This window comes from Mycobacterium sp. M26, from assembly GCF_001494595.1.
In the GTDB taxonomy this organism is placed as follows: domain Bacteria; phylum Actinomycetota; class Actinomycetes; order Mycobacteriales; family Mycobacteriaceae; genus Mycobacterium.
On sequence record NZ_LN929907.1, the window covers coordinates 1,073,808 to 1,093,725 of the forward strand.

Annotated in this window: 16 protein-coding genes; 12 read left to right on the forward strand and 4 right to left on the reverse strand. The window is 68.2% G+C overall.

All coding sequences use genetic code 11. The features are described from left to right. From BN3385_RS05020 to BN3385_RS05030, 3 genes are read right to left on the reverse strand one after another with little or no spacing between them, the layout of a single operon-like run. A complete protein-coding gene (locus tag BN3385_RS05020; protein WP_059015512.1) occupies window positions 1–1,860 on the reverse strand; it encodes a putative bifunctional diguanylate cyclase/phosphodiesterase in 1,860 nt (619 codons plus the stop codon). Then, window positions 1,857–4,001, reverse strand: a complete 2,145-nt coding sequence (locus BN3385_RS05025) for an Rv1355c family protein (RefSeq protein ID WP_082690289.1) — start codon at window positions 3,999–4,001, stop codon at window positions 1,857–1,859. Before BN3385_RS05025 ends, BN3385_RS05020 begins: the two co-directional genes overlap by 4 nt. Then, complete coding sequence (locus tag BN3385_RS05030; RefSeq protein ID WP_059015513.1) at window positions 3,998–4,750, reverse strand: hypothetical protein; 753 nt, start codon at window positions 4,748–4,750, stop codon at window positions 3,998–4,000. Before BN3385_RS05030 ends, BN3385_RS05025 begins: the two co-directional genes overlap by 4 nt. Before the next feature lie 669 nt (window positions 4,751–5,419). Here BN3385_RS05030 and BN3385_RS05035 point away from each other — a divergent pair. The 4 genes from BN3385_RS05035 to BN3385_RS05050 all read left to right on the forward strand — a co-directional run bounded on the left by BN3385_RS05035 (window position 5,420) and on the right by BN3385_RS05050 (window position 10,311). After that, the gene (locus BN3385_RS05035) at window positions 5,420–6,064 is read left to right on the forward strand and encodes a TrmH family RNA methyltransferase (RefSeq protein WP_059015514.1); all 645 of its coding nucleotides are present in this window, start codon (window positions 5,420–5,422) and stop codon (window positions 6,062–6,064) included. Between the two features lie 16 nt (window positions 6,065–6,080). Continuing rightward, window positions 6,081–7,181 (forward strand): glycoside hydrolase family 76 protein, encoded by a 1,101-nt coding sequence (locus tag BN3385_RS05040; RefSeq protein ID WP_059016409.1) that lies wholly within the window; start codon window positions 6,081–6,083, stop codon window positions 7,179–7,181. Beyond that, on the forward strand, window positions 7,142–8,992 hold the full coding sequence (gene nhaA, locus BN3385_RS05045; protein WP_059015515.1) for a Na+/H+ antiporter NhaA: 1,851 nt from the start codon (window positions 7,142–7,144) through the stop codon (window positions 8,990–8,992). Before BN3385_RS05040 ends, nhaA begins: the two co-directional genes overlap by 40 nt. Window positions 8,993–9,123: 131 nt before the next feature. Further along, window positions 9,124–10,311 (forward strand): hypothetical protein, encoded by a 1,188-nt coding sequence (locus BN3385_RS05050; RefSeq protein WP_156432561.1) that lies wholly within the window; start codon window positions 9,124–9,126, stop codon window positions 10,309–10,311. Window positions 10,312–10,338: 27 nt separating this feature from the next. Here the strand turns inward: BN3385_RS05050 and BN3385_RS05055 are convergent, their stop codons facing one another. After that, window positions 10,339–11,295 (reverse strand): LysR family transcriptional regulator, encoded by a 957-nt coding sequence (locus tag BN3385_RS05055; RefSeq protein WP_059015517.1) that lies wholly within the window; start codon window positions 11,293–11,295, stop codon window positions 10,339–10,341. A gap of 23 nt (window positions 11,296–11,318) precedes the next feature. Here BN3385_RS05055 and BN3385_RS05060 point away from each other — a divergent pair, with 23 nt between their 5' ends. The 8 genes from BN3385_RS05060 to BN3385_RS05095 are packed head-to-tail and all read left to right on the forward strand — an operon-like array spanning window position 11,319 to window position 19,915. Then, window positions 11,319–12,488, forward strand: a complete 1,170-nt coding sequence (locus BN3385_RS05060) for an XdhC family protein (protein WP_059015518.1) — start codon at window positions 11,319–11,321, stop codon at window positions 12,486–12,488. A gap of 58 nt (window positions 12,489–12,546) precedes the next feature. Continuing rightward, window positions 12,547–13,437, forward strand: coding sequence for an FAD binding domain-containing protein (locus BN3385_RS05065; RefSeq protein WP_059015519.1), 891 nt, complete (start codon window positions 12,547–12,549; stop codon window positions 13,435–13,437). After that, entirely contained in the window at window positions 13,437–13,913 is a 477-nt protein-coding gene (locus tag BN3385_RS05070) for a (2Fe-2S)-binding protein (RefSeq protein ID WP_059015520.1), read from the forward strand. Before BN3385_RS05065 ends, BN3385_RS05070 begins: the two co-directional genes overlap by 1 nt. Further along, complete coding sequence (locus BN3385_RS05075; RefSeq protein WP_059015521.1) at window positions 13,910–16,297, forward strand: aerobic carbon-monoxide dehydrogenase large subunit; 2,388 nt, start codon at window positions 13,910–13,912, stop codon at window positions 16,295–16,297. Before BN3385_RS05070 ends, BN3385_RS05075 begins: the two co-directional genes overlap by 4 nt. A gap of 15 nt (window positions 16,298–16,312) precedes the next feature. Further along, window positions 16,313–17,179, forward strand: a complete 867-nt coding sequence (locus BN3385_RS05080) for an XdhC family protein (protein ID WP_059015522.1) — start codon at window positions 16,313–16,315, stop codon at window positions 17,177–17,179. Further along, window positions 17,176–18,066 (forward strand): AAA family ATPase, encoded by an 891-nt coding sequence (locus BN3385_RS05085; protein WP_156432671.1) that lies wholly within the window; start codon window positions 17,176–17,178, stop codon window positions 18,064–18,066. Before BN3385_RS05080 ends, BN3385_RS05085 begins: the two co-directional genes overlap by 4 nt. Beyond that, the gene (locus tag BN3385_RS05090; RefSeq protein ID WP_059015524.1) at window positions 18,063–18,731 is read left to right on the forward strand and encodes an SRPBCC family protein; all 669 of its coding nucleotides are present in this window, start codon (window positions 18,063–18,065) and stop codon (window positions 18,729–18,731) included. Before BN3385_RS05085 ends, BN3385_RS05090 begins: the two co-directional genes overlap by 4 nt. After that, complete coding sequence (locus BN3385_RS05095) at window positions 18,728–19,915, forward strand: vWA domain-containing protein (protein WP_059015525.1); 1,188 nt, start codon at window positions 18,728–18,730, stop codon at window positions 19,913–19,915. The genes BN3385_RS05090 and BN3385_RS05095 overlap by 4 nt, the downstream gene beginning before the upstream one ends. The last annotated feature ends 3 nt before the right edge of the window (window positions 19,916–19,918 follow it).

The following is a 19,918-nucleotide window of genomic DNA, read 5'->3' on the forward strand; positions in this document are numbered from 1 at the left end:
TCAGTGCCCCTTGGGGACTCCGAAGTCCACGGGCACAACCTTTTTGGCGAACAGGTCGGCCATCTTGTCGGCCGGCAGCGGCCGGGAGAGCAGGAAGCCCTGGGCGCGGTGGCAACCGTGTTGCAGTAGCGTGCGGGCCGCCGTCTCCGACTCGACTCCTTCGGCCACCAACTCCAAGCCGAATGCTTCCGCCAGGGCGATGACCGCCCGGACGATAGCCAGATCGCCGGGGTTGGACCCGAGGTCCAGGACGAAGCTCTTGTCGATCTTGACGGTATCCACGGGGAGCGATTTCAGGTGCGTCAGCACGCTGTAGCCGGTGCCGAAGTCGTCGATGGCCACCTGAACGCCCACCTCTTTGAGGCCGGCCAAGGTGATGCGGGTGGTCTCGATGTCTTGCACCACAACGCTTTCGGTGATCTCCAGGCACACCGACTTACCATCGAGCCCGAATTCCTCGATGGTGTCGCGGACGGATTCGACGAAACCGTCGGTCACCAGCTGAACCGGTGAGACGTTGACTCGCAGCGTCGCGTTCTCGGCGATGCCCTTGGCGTTCCAGCGGCTGAACTGTTCGCACGCCGCGCGCAACACCCAGCGGCCCAGTTCGCCGGCCAGATTGATGGATTCGGCGACGTGGATGAACGAGTCGGGCAGCAGCAAGCCCCGCGTGGGGTGCTGCCAGCGGACCAGCGCCTCGGTGGCCAGCACTTCGCCGGTGCGCATGTCGATCTCGGGCAGGTAATGCAGGAGCAGCGAGCCGGTTCCGATGGCGCCTTGCAGGTGCAACTCGATATCGTTGCGGAACTCGCTGCTGAGTGACATCTCGTCGGTGAAGACGGCGATCTTGTTGCCGCCGGCGTTCTTCGCGTTGAGCACCGCCTGATCGGCCCGGCGCAACAGATCTGACGTCGTATCGCGCCCCGGTGAACCCAGTGCGACGCCGACACTGACTGTGCGGGTGAGCATTTCGCCGCCGATGGCCACCCGCTCGCGCAGCAGGGCCTGCATCCGGTGGGCGAGCGCTTCAGCATCCTCGGCGCCCATGGGGGCGGCGGGCACCACCACGAACTCGTCGCCGCCGAGGCGTGCGATGACGTCGGCGTCGTTGGTTTCCTCGCGCAACCGTTCGGCGAAAGTCCGGATGAACCAGTCACCGGCGTGGTGCCCGAGGTAGTCGTTGATGGCCTTGAGCCGGTCGAGGTCGAGAAACAGCGCCGACACCGGCCCGGGCCGGCCGGCCCGCAGCCGCTCGTCCAGATGGGCCAGCAACGCACGCCGGTTGCTCAGGCCGGTCAGGTCGTCGTGCTCGGCGAGGTACCGCAGCTGATCCTCGGCGACCACACGGGCCTGAACCTGAGCGAACAGCGACGCAATCGCCTTGAGCGCGTTGAGCTCTTCGGGCGACCAGTCCTTGATGCCGAACTTGATGAAGCCCAGCGCCCCGGTGGTGACGTCACCGGACAGCAGCGGCACCGACGCCAGCGAGGGCAGCGCGTACCCGGCCTCCGCGACGCGGCGCTGGTAGTCGTCGGCGTCTTCCTCCACCGGTTCGGGGGAGAAGAACACCGGCTCCTTGGCATGCTCGGCGGCCGCGAAGATCGGGTCGGCGTCGGCGAAGTACACCACCCCGAGCGGGTCGGGATCCGGCACCTCGGGACGCGCCGGCCACTCGGCCACCAGCTTGGTCGCGCGGATCGAATGATCGTTGTAGCGCAGGAAGCTCACGTCCACGCCGAACGTCTCCACCAGCTCGGCGAGCACCTCGCGGCTGACCTCAGCCGAGGTCGCCGAGGTGGCCGCCATCAGCATCGTGGCGACGTCGGTGACCAGGGTGTCGAGGCGGTGCGGCGCGTTCATCGGGACAGCTCACCCTCCAGCGGGCGGCGGCGGCTGCGCACCGATGGTCTGGGTGCATGGAGGAACCGCAGCACCAACGCCTGACCTTCACCGGGATCGGTGCCGGTCAGCTCCCGGAACTGCTGTTGCAGGGCACGCAGTTCCGGGATGTGTTCGGCGGCCAGCTCGGCCAGATCACCATCGTCGTGGGCGTACAGGAACACCGGTGACACCGGCTGGATTCCGATCCCGTGCAGCTGAGCGGCGATCCACACCGCTTCCACCGCCGCCCCGCCGCGGGCGTAATCGGCCAAGGTGTGTCCGGCCATCGTGACCACGCCGAGCGCTGAGCTGCCCAGCACGCGCTTGGTCACATCCTCGCCGAGTGCGTGCCCGGCGTCCCATTGCGCCAGCCGGGCCATCACATCGCCGCGGCGCAGGATGTCCAGCGTCGCGATATCGGCCGGGTCGAGTTCGAGTCCGCGGATGTCGAGTCCGTCCGAGGTGTCTTCGTCGGGCCAGCGCAGTTCGGAGATCATCTCAGCGTGCAGCCGCGATTGCAGATAGCGAATCCGGTCGGTGGCGGCCAGGATATCCGCGGCGCGCTCGACATCAGGACGCTCGGTCAGCAATCGCAGAACACCGCCCTCGGCGAGTGCGGCATCTTTGAGCGCTGCAACGGTGGCTGCACTCAGCGCGGTCGGAGTGCCTCGGTGCCGGTTGGTTTCGCGTTCAAACATCGGTTCGTAGAGGGCGGCCAGGGCGTCGTCGCGGCCGTCGGCGAACGTGATGGTCGCGCGCAACGGCACGTCCCCGCTGTCCTCGGTGAAGCTGACCGGACCCAGCACGCCACGTGACGCCGCAACCACCCTGGCGTTGAACGCCGCCGCCCCGATCGCGACCGCACTGCCCCGGTAGGCAACGTCCATCGTCGAGGTGTACTTGGCTGCCATCTCGACGGTCACCGAATCATTCTGCGCCACAATGTGCCACGGCTGCATGTTGCCCCCCGACGGGGCACGCTGGATCGCCGCGGCGACGGCGATCTGCACCGGCTCTGCATCGTGGGTCTCATCGACCGGGGTATCCGCCGCGGGAACGATCATCGCCGGTGGTGCGGGTTCGGATACCGCGTCAAGCGCACTGGACACGTCGATGCGCACCCGGCCCGATGGCAGCAATTCGCCCAGACCGATGCGGCGCACGGCTTCGGCCACACTGGCCGCACCCACGGCGATGTCGCCGGCGAGCTGGGGCCAGGTCGACAGCGAGCGGCCGACTTCGACCAGGGAGGCTGCTCCGCGGTCGGACAGTCGCGCGGCGTCAACGATCCGCAAAACGTGCGGCACTTTGTCGCTGCTGCTGAGCCCGGCCAGCTGCGCGGTGCTCACGTCGCCCAGAAGTCCATGCAGGATCGGGCGTTCGGGGTCCAGGTCATAGCGCTCGACGTCGATCAGCCCGCGGTCGCTGCTGGCCATCAGCACCGGAATGCGCCGCGCCCGGGCCGCCTCGCGCACCGCGGCCTTGATGTCCAGTGAGTCGCATTCCTCGACGACCACGTCCAGACCGTCCAGGAAGCCGTCGATCGATTCCGCGGTGACGCCCGATGTCGACACGGTGACCGGCAGGTAGGGGTCGAGTTCGGCGATCCGTCGTGCCGCGACGATCGCCTTGTTCACGCCGATGTCGAATACCGTTGCCGGAACCCGATTCAGGTTCGACAGCTCGAGGGTGTCGAAGTCGGCGAGCCGCAGTTCGCCGCACAGTCCCTCGGCGGCCAGCGTATGGGCGATCGCGTGACCCACCGAAAGGCCGACCACTCCGATCCGCAGTCCGGCCAGCCGCTGCTGCTCGGCCAGCGTGATCATGTTGCGGTTGCGATCCAGCCGCAGCCGGCGGAAAGCCCGCGGACCCGGGATGGCCATGACCGCCCGGCGCCACGGGTAGTACGCCCAGCGCATCGGCTCGGCAAGGATCTCCTGATCTGGGGTAGGACGCAGCGCCTGCAGAGCGTCCGCGAACTCAGCTGTGCGGTCGACGAATTCGATGGATGCGTCGGATCGCAGCTGTTCGAGTGCGGCGGTGTCGTCGGGGTTACCGCTGAGCAGAAGGTGTGCGCTGTAGGCGTCCGCGCCGATTCCGGCGGAGACGTCGAAACTCACATGCCACTCCCGTACTGCATGCCGAAGCCGCTGAACTCGTCGGACAGCGTGGCGAGCATGCGCATTTCCTTGACGATCTTTGCCAGCTGCCGCGGCTCGGCGTGATTGGCGAAGGTACGCCGGTCCCAGAACATGAGCTTGGTGCGGTAGCGGTCACTGGGATAGGCGGCGGCGGGAATCTTGCTGGCCACCACGCCACCCGACGAGCTCCACCGGTCGAGCACGTGCGCGGCGGCGGTCGCCATGATGAACTGCGCGCCCAGCAGCGACATCGTCGGGAACGCGGTCCGGGCGAAGGTGTTCGTCAGCGAGCCGGCCCGTTCGGGGTCGTCGGCGACCCACGCCGACTTCATCTCGACCACGCCGAACGGCAGACGGTCGGTGATCATCTTGCGGACCATGTCCTGGCCCGGCTGACCTTCCCACTCGACGATGGCGTGGGACTCGTCGGCGTCGAAGTACGGGCCCTTGGCGCGCAGACCGCCGACCACGGCGCCGCTAGGATCCAGTGCGGTGTAGAACAGCGTGGTGTCCCGGCCGTCGGAGAACGACTCCAGGTCCAGCGCGGCCTCGACACCGTGCTTTCGGTAGCTGCGTTGGGCTCCCTGAAGGTAGTCTTGCCACAGACCAGGTTCGCTGCCCGGTTGCGCAAGCACGATGGTGCACCCCGTGTCCTCGTCCTGCCAGCTAATGGTTTCAGGCAGGTGGTACAGGGTCTCGTCAGGAACGGCCAGCACAGAGGTGTTCATCGTTTCCCATCCATCAGACGGCTTGCGAACAGGGTTGCCGCAGGTCACGCCACGCTTGCGTAGCCACCGAATATGCGATTACGCAAATATCAGTATCTCGCTGAAAGGGGCCAAGACTCCACCCGTCAGCCCGAAAAACATTGCCTACTGGGCAGTAGGTTGACCTGCTCATGGCAAACCCCGACTGGCGAAACACCGAACTGGATGTCCGGAATCGACAATGTCCGAGGTCACAGGTGGTGAGGCCGCTCGGAGGGTGCTGGACCCTACACTTTCGATCGGCGCGTCGCAGAAGGTCGTTACCGCCGGGTTGCGTGGTCTTCGACACGTTCACAGCAGGCTTGACGGGTCGAAACGGGGGTCGGCAGGCCCGCTCTGGAACAGGTTCTCGGAGGCCTGCAGAGGTGTTGCGAGGACCCCGATGACAGCCTCTCGGCAGGGGCGCTCGGACACCCGGAAACGACGCTTTCGGCGGGTCGGATCCGACACCGTTCAGCAAACTATCGTGCGGCTAACCTGGGGTGCCGTGGCAGAGGTCGGAGGCGTCACTGGACGGTCACTGGTGGTAGCCACGCCATCGCTTCACGCGGGGCGGGATCGCCGCACCGCCCGGGGTTCATCGGTGTCGGGGCGCGCCGACGTGCGGGTGTTCAACGCGGTGGGACACCGGTGAGCGACCCGGGTCCCACGGAGTGGAGTACGGGTGCGCCGGGTGTCGGGCCGTGGCCCGGCGACCCGCCGGATGATCCGCGCTACGACCCGCAGCTGCTGCGCGACGGCGACACGCGCAATGTCGTCGACGCCTACCGGTACTGGTCGAGGGAGGCGATCATCGCCGACATCGACCGCCGCCGGCATCCGCTGCACGTGGCGATCGAGAACTTCGGAAACGACGCCAACATCGGCGCCGTCGTGCGCACCGCCAATGCCTTCGCCGTCGACACGGTGCACATCGTCGGACGTCGACGCTGGAATCGCCGGGGCGCCATGGTGACCGATCGTTACCAGCGGCTGATGCACCACGACAGCGCCGAGGCATTACTGGGCTTTGCTGCGGACGCCGGTTTGACGGCGATCGCGGTCGACAACGTTCCCGGCGCGGTTCCGCTGGAAACCACTGCGTTGCCGCGAGATTGCCTGCTGGTGTTCGGTCAGGAGGGGCCGGGGATCTCCGAGGCGACGCAGAACGGCGCCGCATTGACGGTGTCGATCGCGCAGTTCGGTTCCACCCGCAGCATCAACGCGGCGGTCGCAGCCGGGATCGCGATGCACGCCTGGATCCGACGATGGGCTGACCTTTCCCAGGCCTGGTAGGGCAGGATTGGACATCATGGACCAGCTGTGGGCGAACCGGGCGGCCAGCGCCGAAGCCGCCATCGCGAAACGACATCTGCGCCGGCTCTGGCAGCTGCCCGGCACCCAACTCGGCGTGGTCGGCTGGCCGCCCACCCGCCGTGACTCGATGTACGGCACATGGCATTACTGGTGGCAGGCGCACCTGCTGGACTGCCTGATCGACGCCCAGGTACGCGACCCGCAGCCGGCCCGGCTGACCAGTATCTCCCGGCAGATCCGCGGGCACCGGATCCGCAACAACGGCCGGTGGACCAACAGCTACTACGACGACATGGCGTGGCTGGCGCTGGCCCTGGAACGCGCCAGCCGGCTGGTGGATATCGATCGCGAACGCGCCCTGAAGACCCTCAGTGAACAGTTCATCAAGTCCTGGGTTCCCGAGGATGGCGGCGGAATCCCTTGGCGCAAACAGGATCAGTTCTTCAATGCGCCCGCCAACGGTCCGGCCGGTATCTTCCTGGCCCGCTACGGCGACCGGCTGCGCCGCGCCCAGCAGATGGCCGACTGGATCGACGAGACGCTGATCGACCCCGAGACGCATCTGGTGTTCGACGGCATCAAGGCCGGCTCCCTGGTGCGCGCCCAGTACACCTACTGCCAGGGTGTGGTCCTCGGGTTGGAAACCGAACTGGCCGCGCGGACCGCCGACGAACGGCATCCGGCGCGGGTGCGGCGACTGGTCGCCGCGATCGACGCGCACATGGCGCCGGGCGGGGTGATCAAGGGCGCCGGGGGCGGCGATGGCGGCCTGTTCTCCGGCATCACCGCCCGGTATCTGGCGTTGACGGCGACAGCGCTGCCGGGTGATTCGGCACAGGACGTCGCCGCCCGGGACGCGGCGCGCAGAATCGTGCAGGCGTCGGCGCAGGCAGCTTGGGACAACCGCCAAACCGTCGACGGCCTGCCGCTTTTCGGTCCGTTCTGGGACCGGACCGCTGAGATTCCGGCAGTCGGCGGCAAGGAGGCTCAGTTCATCGAGGGTGCGGTGCATTCATCGGCGACACCCGAACGCGACCTGTCCGTACAGCTGTCAGGATGGATGCTGATGGAGGCCGCGCACACGGTGTCGCAGTGAGAGGGCCACGCGCCGGTCGGGACCCGACCGCCAAACGCTTCGGCGAGAACGCCGCCGCGGCATTGCTGCTCATCTTCACCCTCGCCGCGGTGCTATGGGCGAATTCGCCCTGGGCGCATACCTATTCGGAGTTCTGGGAAACCCCGGTCGGGCTCACGTTCGGCACCACCCACGCGGAGTTGACCGTCAAGGAACTGGTCAACGACGGCCTGATGGCGTTCTTCTTCTTCATCGTCGGGCTAGAGGTCAAGGCGCAGTTCACCATCGGCGAGCTCACCGAGCGGTCCCGTGCACTGGTGCCGGTGGTGGCGGCGATCGCCGGGCTGACGCTGCCCGCCCTGATCTTCCTGTTGTTCAACCCTTCCGGTGATGCGGCCAGCGCCTGGGGTGTGGTGATCTCGACCGACACCGCCTTCCTGGTCGGGGCATTGGCGATCATCTCGCCGAAGTATCCGGCCCGGTTGCGGACATTCCTGCTGACGCTGGCCGTGGTCGACGACGTCGGCGCGCTGGCGGCGATCGCGCTGTTCTACTCCGAGAAGATCAGCGCCGCTCCGCTGCTGATCGCAGTGCTGCTGCTGGCCTGCCTCATCGGGGTGCGCTACCTTCCGCCGGCCGTGCGTGGTCTGGCGTATTCCGTTCTGGCCGTGGGGCTATGGCTTGCGCTCTTCGCCGGTGGGGTGCATCCGACCCTGGCCGGTGTGGCGGTCGCGCTGGTGATCCCGGTCTTCACCCCGGAACGCCAGCGGGTGGAAGCGGCCGTCGAGGTGATCCGGGCGTTCCGCCAGTCGCCCAACTCGCAGTACGCGCGGGCCGCCACCCGCAGTCTGCGCGACTCGATCTCCATCAACGAACGGCTGGTCACTGCGTTCAGCCCGTACGTGTCCTTCGCGGTGCTCCCGGTCTTCGCGCTCGCCAACGCCGGTGTGCACCTGGATGGCGACACCATCGCGGCCGCGGCGCGCTCACCCCTGACGTGGGGTGTGGTCGTCGGTCTGGTGGCGGGCAAGCTGATCGGCATCACCGGCGCGACGTGGTTGGTGCAGCGCACCGGCTTGGGGCGGTTGGCCCCCGGGCTGACATTGCGCCGGGTGGCCGGGGGTGCGGCGTTGTCCGGCATCGGATTCACCATCGCGCTATTCATCGTCGACATCGCGATCAAGGACCCGAGGTCCCAGGACCTGGCTCGGGTGGGTGTGCTGGTGGCCTCGATCGTGGCATTCGCCCTGGGCTGGGCGATCTTCCGGCTCACCGACTGGCTGAGCCCACCGGTACCGGTGGGGCTCAAACTCATCCGTGAGGTCGATCCCGAACGTGACCACTACCGCGGCACTGTCGACGCGCCGCTGACCTTGGTCGAGTACGGCGACTTCGAGTGTCCCTTCTGCAGTCGCGCCACCGGGTCGATCGACGAGGTGCGGGCCCATTTCGGCGACGAGTTGCTCTATGTGTGGCGGCACCTGCCGCTGGAACGGGTGCATCCGCGGTCGGTGGACGCCGCCCGGGCCAGTGAGGCCGCCGCCCTGCAGGGCAAGTTCTTCGAGATGGGCAGCAAGATGTTCGAGTTTCAGGACTTCCTGGAATGGCAGCACATCTATCGGTACGCCGACCAAGTCGGTTGTGACATCGCGCAATTCGATGACGACGTCCACTCCGCGAGGGTCCTCCATCGTGTCGAGGACGATTCCCAGGACGCCGAGGTGATGGACCTCAACGGGACTCCGACATTCTTCGTCAACGGGATCCGGCACAAAGGCCCCTACGATTCAGCCAGTCTGATCCGCGCGTTGGAGGCCACCCGTCCGCACTGAGCATCCAGTTGCCGGAGTTGGCCTCCGGCCGGGGGCGCGGCACGTAGGCTGCCCACAACGATCCATGGCCGGCTCGTTCGGCCGATGAGCAGTGGAGCACCCGCATGCGGCCAGCGGAACCGAAGACGTGGATGTCTGCGGCCGTCGTGGCAGCGGGACTCGGCGCTGCGGCGCTCCTCGCCGGCCTGGGCGTCGCCTCGGCGGACACGGACAGTACGCCGAACCAGCCGGCCACCACCGCCCAGCATTCCGCGGGGCCCGCCGGTAAGACCACCGGGAGCGTGGCGCGGGCCCGGCACACCGACCGGCCCCCGGCCGCGGCGTCAGCCGCACGCCGGACGCCGGCCCTCACCGCCGGCCCTCGCCGCGTCGTCCGCCTGGTCCCATCGGTGGATGTCGCGTCCGTCCCGCCGGCGGTGTTCGACCAACCGGATGTCTCGGTCACCGCCGTGGGGCAGCAGAGCCTGCGGGTGCGAGGGGTGGCTACCCCGAAGGCGCCCGAACCCGTCGTCCAGTGGCTCTACCGTTGGCATCCGCCCACCGGCGACGTCGTCACCGTCGACCCCCCGATCCCCGCCGACACCGCCCACACCCCGTATGGCGACATCGGAAAGTGGATGATCCGCCCGGGCAACGCGGTTGCCGACTGGGGCGGGGTGAAGTACGGGGGCAAAACGCTCTACGAACCGAACAACGTGGTCAACGTCGATGCCGCGCCGGGCACGCCCGCCGACACCGCCCACACCCCGTATGGCGACATCGGAAAGTGGATGATCCGCCCGGGCAACGCGGTTGCCGACTGGGGCGGGGTGAAGTACGGGTGCAAAACGCTCTACGAACCGATCAACGTGGTCATCGTCGATGCCGCGTCGGGCACGGTGGAGGAATCGGCGCAACGGCTCAACACCGCCATGGCGGCAGCCGGATTCCCCGCCATGGCACTGCACAGCACCGGCTTCACCGGGGTGATCGGCGGCGTGCCGTACGGTCAACAGCCGGCCATCGCCTGGCAGGCGTACTCGGATGCCAACTTCCTGCTGCCCAATAATCACGGCCGGGTGTTCGGGCCCGCCCCCGGTCCGGACGGCATCGGCTATGTGTGGACCGCGTCGTTCAGCCGCGAGCAGGTAGGGCTGTATCGCTTTGTGCCGAAGCATCTTTACGTGTCGTTCGGCGTTGCTCGCGAGGCGGTGCGTTCGGGCCTGGTGCGTGCGGGTGCGCTCGATCTCGGTCTGGTGGACCTGGACAACAACTATTCGACGCCGACGTGGACCACCGGCGACCATGACGGGTACGCGGCAGTCCTCGTCCTATCCTGACGGAACGCTCCTCGCGGTGTCGAACCGTCAGCTCCAGAGCGTCACGTGAACCTTCGGCCGGAACCGGGTCACCCCGACTCCGGTGCCGCGGATCATCGCCTGGGTGCACCGCGGCGTGGTGATGAAGTTCAGCAGCTCGGTGACGGCGGGCTGGCGGGCCGACGGCGGCAACGTCGAGGCCGACCACTCACCGGACACCTGCAGCCGAGGGCCCTTGATGTGCACCAGGCGGCCCGCTGAAAGGTCTTTGCCCACAGCGAATCCCACGGCCAGCGACACTCCCCCGACCCGCTGCACCTCCTCCAGTGCGGCGGCGTCACTCTGGAAGATCCGCTGGGCTGACTCCGGAATCGCCAACGCCCGCAACAGGCTGCCGATCTCGCCGTCGGCTCCGCCGGCCGACGGGCCCAGCATCCAGTTCTGTTCGCGCAGCAGCGCCGGCGTCGGGGTACCCGATACCAGGGGGCTGTCCGGCGATGCCACGGTGATGATCTGGTATTTCAGGAATGGCCGCACCGTGATCGCCGCATTGGACTCCGGGGCGGCCGGCCCCAGCGCGATGTCGACGGCACGGGACTCGATGAGGTCGCGAAACCGGCCGGTGGGGTGCACGCTCAACTCGACCGACAGATCGTCGGCCCGCGAGGAGAACAGCTCGATCAATCCGGGCGCGGCATGTTCGGCGAACGCACTCGAGGCGGCGATGCGCAGCAGGCGCCTGCCGTGCGCGGCCTCGGTCACCTCGATGGCGGTCTGCTGCTGTAGACCGAGGATCTCGATGGCGCGGCTGGCCAGCCGCAGACCGCCCGGCGTGAACGCCAGCCCGTTGGCGGTTCTGCTGAACAACGGGTCGTCGAGTTCCTTACGCAACTGCGCGACGTGCATGGAGATACCGGCGTCGGAAACGCCCAGCTCCTCGGCGGCGGCGCGCACCGAACCCAACCGCACCACTGCCGAGAAGGCCCGAAGCTGCGCCGGTGTCACGAATTCAGCCTACGTTTGACAGCGTGCAGGATGTCCTCGCGGAACTGGCCGCGGTCTGGCGGGCCGGCGGCACCGCCGGTGTCGGCACCGTCGTGCGGACCTTCCGGTCGGCGCCCCGCCAACCCGGCGCGGCGATGGTCGTCGCCCCCGACGGTTCGGTCAGCGGCTCGGTCTCGGGCGGCTGCGTCGAGGGGGCGGTCTACGAGTCGGCCCAGGAGGCCGTCGCGACGGGTGTGCCCCGGCTGGAGCGCTACGGGTTGAGTGACGACGACGCGTTCGCGGTCGGCCTCACCTGCGGCGGCATCCTCGACATCTTCATCGAACCCGTGTCGCCACAGACGTTTCCGCAACTCGATGACGTCATCGAGGCCATCGCCGCGCACCGGCCGGTCGCCGTCGCCACGGTGATCGCCCACCCGGACCCGGCCTGGTTGGGCCGACGGCTGGTCATCGGGCCCGACACCGCCGACGGCTCGCTGGGATCGGAGCGGGCCGATGACGCCGTCACCGACGATGCCCGCGGTCTGCTCGCCGCCGGGCGCAGCGAGGTGCTGACCTACGGCCCGGACGGCCAGCGCCGAGGCGAGGGCATGGAGGTTTTCGTGGCCAGCCATGCCCCGCGGCCGCGGATGCTGGTCTTCGGCGCCATCGACTTCGCCGCCGCGGTGGCCCAGCAGGGTTCGTTCCTTGGGTATCGGGTCACGGTGTGCGACGCGCGTCCGGTGTTCGCGACCAGGGCGCGGTTCCCCACCGCCGACGAGGTCGTCGTCGACTGGCCGCACCGCTATCTGGCAGCGCAGGCGCAAGCCGGGACGATCGATGCCCGCACGGTCATCTGCGTGCTGACCCACGACGCCAAGTTCGACGTCCCCCTCCTCGAGGTCGCGCTGCGCCTGGACGTCGGGTACATCGGGGCGATGGGGTCGCGCCGAACCCATGACGATCGGATGGCGCGACTGCGCGACGCGGGCCTCACCGACGCCGAACTGGCCCGGCTGGCCAGCCCGATCGGACTCGACCTGGGCGCCCGTACGCCGGAGGAGACGGCGGTGTCGATCGCGGCGGAGATCATCGCCCGCCGGTGGAGTGGCGGCGGCCGGCCGCTGTCGGAGATCGACGGACGGATTCACCACGACGACGACGCTAGCCCCTCGCCGCCAGGGGAGTTAAGCGATCACTTAAGTCGCTATTGACGGTCCGGAGCGGCGGGACCCACACTTGGGGCCCCGCTACCGATGTGAGGTCCGTCACATGCAAGTACCCGGTCCCTTCGAATACGAGCGAGCCACCAGCGTCGACCATGCAGTCGGGCTGCTGGACAGATTGGGGGAGGGTGCCTTCATCGTGGCCGGCGGCCACAGCCTGCTGCCGATGATGAAGCTGCGCATCGCCAACCCCGAGTACCTGATCGACATCAACGACCTGGCCGGCGAACTCGGCTACATCACCGTCGAGCCGACGCTGGCCCGGCTGGGTGCGATGACCCGGCACCGCGAGGTTCTCGAAGACCCGGCTCTGGCCGCGGCCTGTCCGATCTTCGCCGACGCCGAACGGGTGATCGCCGACCCGGTGGTCCGCAACCGCGGGACGGTCGGGGGCTCGTTGTGCCAGGCCGATCCGGCTGAGGACCTGTCGACGGTGTGCGAGGTGCTCGGCGCGGTGATCGTGGCCCGCGGACCCTCCGGCCAGCGTGAGATCGCGATCGACGATTTCCTGGTGGGTCCCTACGAAACGGCGCTGGCCCACAATGAGATGCTGACCGAGGTGCGAATCCCGCTGCGACACAACACCTCCAGTGCGTATGCCAAGGTCGAGCGCCGCGTGGGGGACTGGGCCGTCGCGGCCGCGGGTGCCGCCGTGACGCTCGACGGGGACCAGATCGCGGCGGCCCGGGTCGGCCTGACCGCGGTCAACGGCGACAGCGAGGCACTGGCCGCCGTCACCGAGGCGTTGGTCGGCTCGCCGCCCACTGAGCAGACCTTCGCCGAAGCCGGGCGGCTCGCGGCGCAGGCCTGCGAGCCGGTCACCGATCAGCGCGGCACCGCCGACTACAAACGCCACCTCGCCTCCGAACTGACGATCCGAACCCTGCGTACCGCCGTTGACCGGGTGCGCAACATTCCCGAACTGAAGGGGAACTGATGCACGTCACCATGACCGTCAACGGCGAGCAGGTCAGCGCCGACATCGAGCCGCGGATGCTGCTCGTGCACTTCCTGCGCGACCAGCTACGGCTGACCGGAACACATTGGGGCTGCGATACATCCAACTGCGGCACCTGCGTGGTCTCGGTGGACGGCGATCCGGTCAAGTCCTGCACGATGCTGGCCGCGATGGCCTCCGGGCATGACATCACCACGGTCGAGGGCCTGGCGGTCGACGGCCAGTTGGACCCCGTGCAGGAGGGTTTCATGCAGTGCCACGGCCTGCAGTGCGGCTTCTGCACCCCGGGCATGATGATCACCGCCAGAGCCCTGCTCAACGAGAATCCCGACCCCACCGAGGACGAGATCCGCGAGGCCATCTCCGGGCAGATCTGCCGGTGTACCGGCTACACCACCATCGTCCGGTCCATCCAGTGGGCGGCCGCGCATGCCAATGAGGAGGTGCAGGCGTGACCACGATCGAGCGGCCCGAGGACACCGCGAACAACGACGAAAAGCCCTGCGGCTACGGCCGGATGCTGCGTAAGGAGGACCCGCGGTTCATCCGCGGCAGGGGCACTTACGTCGACGATGTGCAGTTGCCCGGCATGCTGCACCTGGCGATCCTGCGCTCGCCTTACGCGCACGCCATGATCAACAGCATCGACACCACGGCGGCTCAGGCGCACCCGAAGGTGAAGGCCGTCGTCACCGGTGCCGATCTGGCGGCCAAGGGGTTGGCCTGGATGCCGACGTTGTCCAATGACGTCCAGGCAGTACTGGCCACCGACAAGGTGCGGTTCCAGGGCCAGGAGGTGGCCTTCGTCGTCGCCGAGGATCGTTACTCGGCGCGAGATGCATTGGAGCTCATCGACGTCGACTACGAGCCGCTGGATCCGGTGGTCGATGTTCGTACGGCGCTGGACCCGTCGTCCCCGGTCATCCGCACCGATCTGGAGGGTAAGACCGACAACCACTGCTTCGACTGGGAGACCGGCGATGCCGCCGCCACCGAGGCCGTGTTCGCCAAGGCCGACGTGGTGGTCAAGCAGGAGATCGTCTACCCCCGAGTGCATCCCGCGCCGATGGAGACCTGCGGAGCGGTCGCCGATCTCGATCCGGTGAGCGGCAAGCTGACCCTATGGTGCACCACCCAGGCCCCGCACGCGCACCGCACCGTGTACGCGTTGGTCGCCGGGCTGCCGGAACACAAGATCCGCATCATCGCCCCCGATATCGGCGGTGGCTTCGGTAACAAGGTGCCGATCTATCCCGGCTACGTCTGCGCCATCGTCGCCTCGCTGGTGCTGGGTAAGCCGGTCAAGTGGATGGAGGACCGCAGCGAGAACCTGACCTCCACCGGATTCGCGCGGGACTACGTGATGGTCGGCGAGATCGCGGCCACCAAGGAGGGCAAGATCCTCGCGATCCGCTCGACCGTGCTGGCCGATCACGGCGCCTTCAACGGTGTCGCCGCCCCGATCAAGTATCCGGCCGGCTTCTTCGGGGTGTTCACCGGCAGCTACGACATCGAGGCCGCGTACTGCCACATGACCGCCGTGTTCACCAACAAGGCACCTGGTGGGGTGGCCTACGCCTGCTCCTTCCGGATCACCGAGGCGGTGTACTTCGTCGAGCGGCTGGTCGACTGCCTGGCCTATGACCTCAAGATGGACCCGGCCGAGCTGCGGTTGCGAAACCTGTTGCGACCCGAGCAGTTCCCGTACAAGAGCAAGACCGGCTGGGTGTACGACTCCGGCGACTACGAGGCCACCATGCGGCTGGCCATGGACATGATCGGCTACGACCAGTTGCGCGCCGAGCAGGCCGAGAAGCGCAAGCGCGGCGAGCTGATGGGTATCGGCTTGTCGTTCTTCACCGAGGCCGTCGGCGCCGGGCCCCGCAAGGATATGGACATCCTCGGCCTGGGTATGGCCGACGGGTGCGAGCTGCGGATCCACCCCACCGGCAAAGCAGTGCTTCGGCTTTCGGTGCAGACCCAGGGACAGGGTCACGAGACGACGTTCGCCCAGATCGTCGCCGAGGAACTCGGCATCCCGCCCGAGGACATCGACGTCGTGCACGGTGACACCGACCAGACCCCGTTCGGTTTGGGCACCTACGGCAGCCGTTCCACCCCGGTGTCAGGGGCCGCGGCGGCGTTGGTGGCGCGCAAGATTCGGGACAAGGCGCAGATCATCGCCTCCGGGATGCTGGAGGCTTCGGTCGCCGACCTGGAATGGGAGAAGGGCTCATTCCACGTCAAGGGCGATCCGTCGGCATCGGTCACCATTCAGGACATCGCGATGCGTGCGCACGGCGCCGGTGACCTGCCCGAGGGGATCGAGGGCGGCCTGGACGCCGAGGTCTGCTACAACCCGGAGAACCTCACCTACCCGTATGGGGCCTACGTCTGCGTGGTCGACGTGGATCCCGGTACCGCCGTGGTCAAGGTGCGCCGCTTCCTGGCCGTCGACGACTGCGGGACCCGGATCAATCCGATGATCATCGAGGGTCAGGTGCATGGCGGCATCGTCGACGGGATCGGCATGGCGCTGATGGAGATGATCGCGTTCGACGAGGAAGGCAACTGCCTGGGCGGTTCGCTGATGGACTACCTGATCCCCACGGCGGTCGAGGTGCCCCATCTGGAGACCGGTCACACCGTGACCCCGTCCCCACATCATCCGATCGGCGCCAAGGGTGTCGGCGAGTCGGCCACCGTCGGCTCACCGCCGGCGGTGGTCAACGCGGTGGTGGATGCGTTGGCCCCGTTCGGTGTTCGGCATGCCGACATGCCGCTGACCCCATCGCGGGTATGGGAGGCCATGCAGGGCCGGGCCACCCCACCGATCTAGCACAGCGCGGAGACCATGAGCATCAGGGAGCGGGCCAGACAACTGCTGGATGAACGCCAGGCGTTCGTCCACGCCACTGTGGTGCGCGCCCAGCAGCCGACCTCGGCGCGTGCCGGCGACGAGGCCATCCTGCTCGCCGACGGCACCATCGAGGGTTTCGTGGGCGGCCAGTGTGCGCAGAGTTCGGTGCGGCGAGCCGCCCTGGGTGCCCTGCAGGCCGGTGAGAGCGTGCTGCTGCGGGTGCTCCCCGATGGCGAGGTGCACTTCCCGGATGCGCCGGGAGCCTGCGTTGTGGTCAACCCGTGCCTGTCCGGTGGCGCGCTGGAAATCTTTCTGGCGCCGCAGATTCCGGCGCCCTTGGTCCGCATCTGTGGCACCACGCCGATCGCCGACGCGCTGGCCCGGGTGTGCGGGGTGCTGGGTTATGAGGTGAGTAGTGAGGGCACCTTCGACGGCGCCACAGCCGTCGTGATCGCCACCCACGGCGGCGCCGAAGCCGAGACCATCCGTGCTGCCCTAGATGCCGGCGTCGGCTACATCGGGCTGGTGGCCAGCCGAACGCGCGGAGCCTCGGTGGTCGAGGCGATGGGCCTCGACGACGACGAGCGCGCCCGCGTGCACACCCCCGTCGGGTTACCGATCGGCGCGAAAACACCCGCCGAGATCGCGGTCTCGATTGCCGCAGAGGTGATCGCCGGGATCCGTACCGGCGGCCTGCCGGTGTCGTCTCACAACCCTTCAGCCACGGCCGTCACCGCCACCGACCCGGTGTGCGGTATGACCGTCACGGTGAGCGCCGACACCCCGCATCTGCGCACGGCGGATCAGGACTACTGGTTCTGCTGCCCCGGATGCCGAGACCGATTCGCGGCCGTCCCGTGAAGTTCGCCGATCCCGACGACGTCGCCCGCCAATTCGACGACCACGGCTACCTGCTCGATGAGGGCACCGCCTCGGCCTTCTATCTGGCGGCCACCCTGCACCGACCGCTGCTGCTGGAAGGCGAACCCGGGGTGGGCAAGACCACAGCCGCCAAAACGCTTGCGGCCGTGCTTGATACGCCCCTGATCCGGTTGCAGTGCTACGAGGGACTGACGGCGGCTGAGGCTCTGTACGACTGGAACTACCAGCGCCAGCTGCTGTCGATCCGGCTGGCCGAAGCGCAGTCGTCGACCTTGGCGGAGTCCGATCTCTACACCGAGGACTACCTCGTGGACCGACCGATCCTGGCCTGCGTGCGCCACCGCGGACCGACCCCGCCGGTGCTGCTGATCGACGAGATCGACCGCGCCGACGACGAATTCGAGGCACTCCTGCTGGAGTTCCTGGGCGAGTCGACGGTAACCGTGCCCGAGCTGGGCACCTTCGTCGCCGACAGTCCCCCGATCACGGTGCTGACCTCCAATCGCAGCCGCGACCTGCACGATGCGCTGCGGCGCCGCTGCCTCTACCACTGGATCGATTACCCCGAGCCGGCGCGGGCGGCCGCGATCGTGCGCCGCACCGTGCCGGGTGCCACGTCCGCGCTCATCGAGCACGCCACCCAGTTCGTCGGCCGGGTCCGCCAGCTCGACCTGGACAAGCCGCCCGGCGTCGCTGAGACCATCGACTGGGTGGCCGCATTGGTGGCACTGGGCGTGGGTAACCTCATTACCGCGTCCGCATTGACAAGTTTGAGCGCCCTGGCGAAGACCCCCGACGACAGCACGGGTCTGCGTGAGGCGTTCACCGAGTTCCGCACCGAACTGAGCCACGAGGAGAGCGCATGAAGATCGCCAACGAGTTCACCGTCAGCGTCCCCGTCGAGCAGGCGTGGGCCCTGCTCAGCGATATGGAGCAGGTGGTCCCGTTGATGCCGGGCGCACAGCTGGTGGGCCAGGAGGGGGAGGACTTCCTGGGCAAGGTCAAGGTCAAGGTGGGTCCGGTCACCAGCGAGTTCAACGGCAAGGCCCACTTCATCGAACGCGACGACGCCGCCCACCGCGCCCTGATCGACGGGCGCGGCAAGGAGGCCCGCGGAACCGGGAACGCCTCGGCCGTGGTCACCCTCCAGCTGCATGAGGCCGGGCCGAACACTCGGGTCACCGTCGACACGGATCTCAAGATCGTCGGCAAGCTGGCGCAGTTCGGCAGCAGCATGCTCCAGCAGGTCTCCGAGAAGCTGCTCGGCCAGTTCGTCGACGCGCTGGAGGCCAAGCTCGCCGAGGGTAAGGCGCCTGCCGCTCAACCGGCGGCCGAGGCGGCCGCACCGGAAGCCACCCCCGCACCCACCGTCGAGGCTGCGCCGCGGCTGGCGCCCGCTCCGGAACCCGAGCCCATCGACCTGCTCGAACTGGCCGGCGGCACGGCGGCGACCAAGTACGCCGCCGTCGGGGTTGCGGCCCTGGTGCTGCTGATCCTGGTGCTGATCTTCCGCAGGCGGCATCGCGCGTGACCGCACCGGCGCTGCTGCGCGGTGCCGACCTCGCCGCCTTCGCGGTGGCCCTGGTCGCCCGGCTGCGCGCCGCCGGGGTCGCGGTGTCGGCCAGCGGCCCCGCCGCTTTCGTCGCTGCCATGCGGGATCTGGTCCCGGGGTCGCGAACCCGGCTGTACTGGGCGGCGCGGCTGACGCTCATCAATCGGGCCGACGACATCCTGGTGTTCGATCAGGTCTTCGATGCCGTCTTCGCCGATGCGGTGCTTCCTGTTGATCCGGTTGCGCAGAAGGCGCTGCGCGCCGCCAGTGCCGGGTCTGTACCGACGACCGGTCGATCATCGGGCCCGCACGCCGACGCCCTGCCCTGGACGACACGGCCCCCGTCGCTGCGCGCAGCCAGCGCTGTCCCCGATGCCGCGGCGATCCCCGATGTGCTGCCCAGCCGCATCATTGCCCGCGAGGAGGAGCCGTTCGACCGGTTCGACGATGACGACCTGCGGGTGATCGGACAGTGGCTGGAGCACACGGTCACACGGTGGCCGACCCGCCGCACCATGCGGACCGAAGTCCACCCGCACGGGCGTCGGATCGATCTGCGGGCGACGCTACGCGACTCGCGGGCTACCGGATGGGAGCCGATGGTCCTGACCCGCACCCGGTCGCGGCGTCGGCGCAGACGTCTGGTGCTGGTGTGTGACGTCAGCCGATCGATGCAACCCTATGCCGGTGTGTACCTGCATCTGATGCGCGCAACGGCATTGCGCCAGGCGGGTTTTCGTCCTGAGGTGTTCGCCTTCTCGACGACTCTGACGCGTTTGACGGCGGTGCTGGCGCACCGCTCGCCGGAGCTGGCGCTGGCGCGGGCCAACGCCAAGGTCAGCGACCGCTTCGGCGGTACCCATCTGGGCTCCTCTATCGCCGAGTTGCTGCATGCCCCGCACGGCAGCGCGCTGCGGGGCGCGGTGGTGGTCATCGCCTCCGACGGCTGGGATTCCGACCCGCCCGAGGTGCTCGAGCAGGCGCTGGCCCGGTTGCGGCGCCGAGCCGCCCACCTGATCTGGCTCAACCCGCGGGCCGCCGCTCCGGACTTTCAGCCGCTGGCCGGTTCGATGGCCGCTGCCCTGCCGTACTGCGATGTGTTCCTGCCAGCCAATTCGCTTGCAGCACTGCGGGATCTGTTCGACGCGCTTGCTGACCTGTAGTTC

Coding starts and splice junctions, on each gene's coding strand:
- BN3385_RS05020 (WP_059015512.1), bottom strand. CDS start 1,860: ATGAACGCGCCGCACCGCCTCGACACCCTGGTCACCGACGTCGCCACG.
- BN3385_RS05030 (WP_059015513.1), bottom strand. CDS start 4,750: ATGAACACCTCTGTGCTGGCCGTTCCTGACGAGACCCTGTACCACCTG.
- BN3385_RS05040 (WP_059016409.1), top strand. CDS start 6,081: ATGGACCAGCTGTGGGCGAACCGGGCGGCCAGCGCCGAAGCCGCCATC.
- nhaA (WP_059015515.1), top strand. CDS start 7,142: ATGGATGCTGATGGAGGCCGCGCACACGGTGTCGCAGTGAGAGGGCCA.
- BN3385_RS05050 (WP_156432561.1), top strand. CDS start 9,124: ATGTCTGCGGCCGTCGTGGCAGCGGGACTCGGCGCTGCGGCGCTCCTC.
- BN3385_RS05065 (WP_059015519.1), top strand. CDS start 12,547: ATGCAAGTACCCGGTCCCTTCGAATACGAGCGAGCCACCAGCGTCGAC.
- BN3385_RS05070 (WP_059015520.1), top strand. CDS start 13,437: ATGCACGTCACCATGACCGTCAACGGCGAGCAGGTCAGCGCCGACATC.
- BN3385_RS05080 (WP_059015522.1), top strand. CDS start 16,313: ATGAGCATCAGGGAGCGGGCCAGACAACTGCTGGATGAACGCCAGGCG.
- BN3385_RS05090 (WP_059015524.1), top strand. CDS start 18,063: ATGAAGATCGCCAACGAGTTCACCGTCAGCGTCCCCGTCGAGCAGGCG.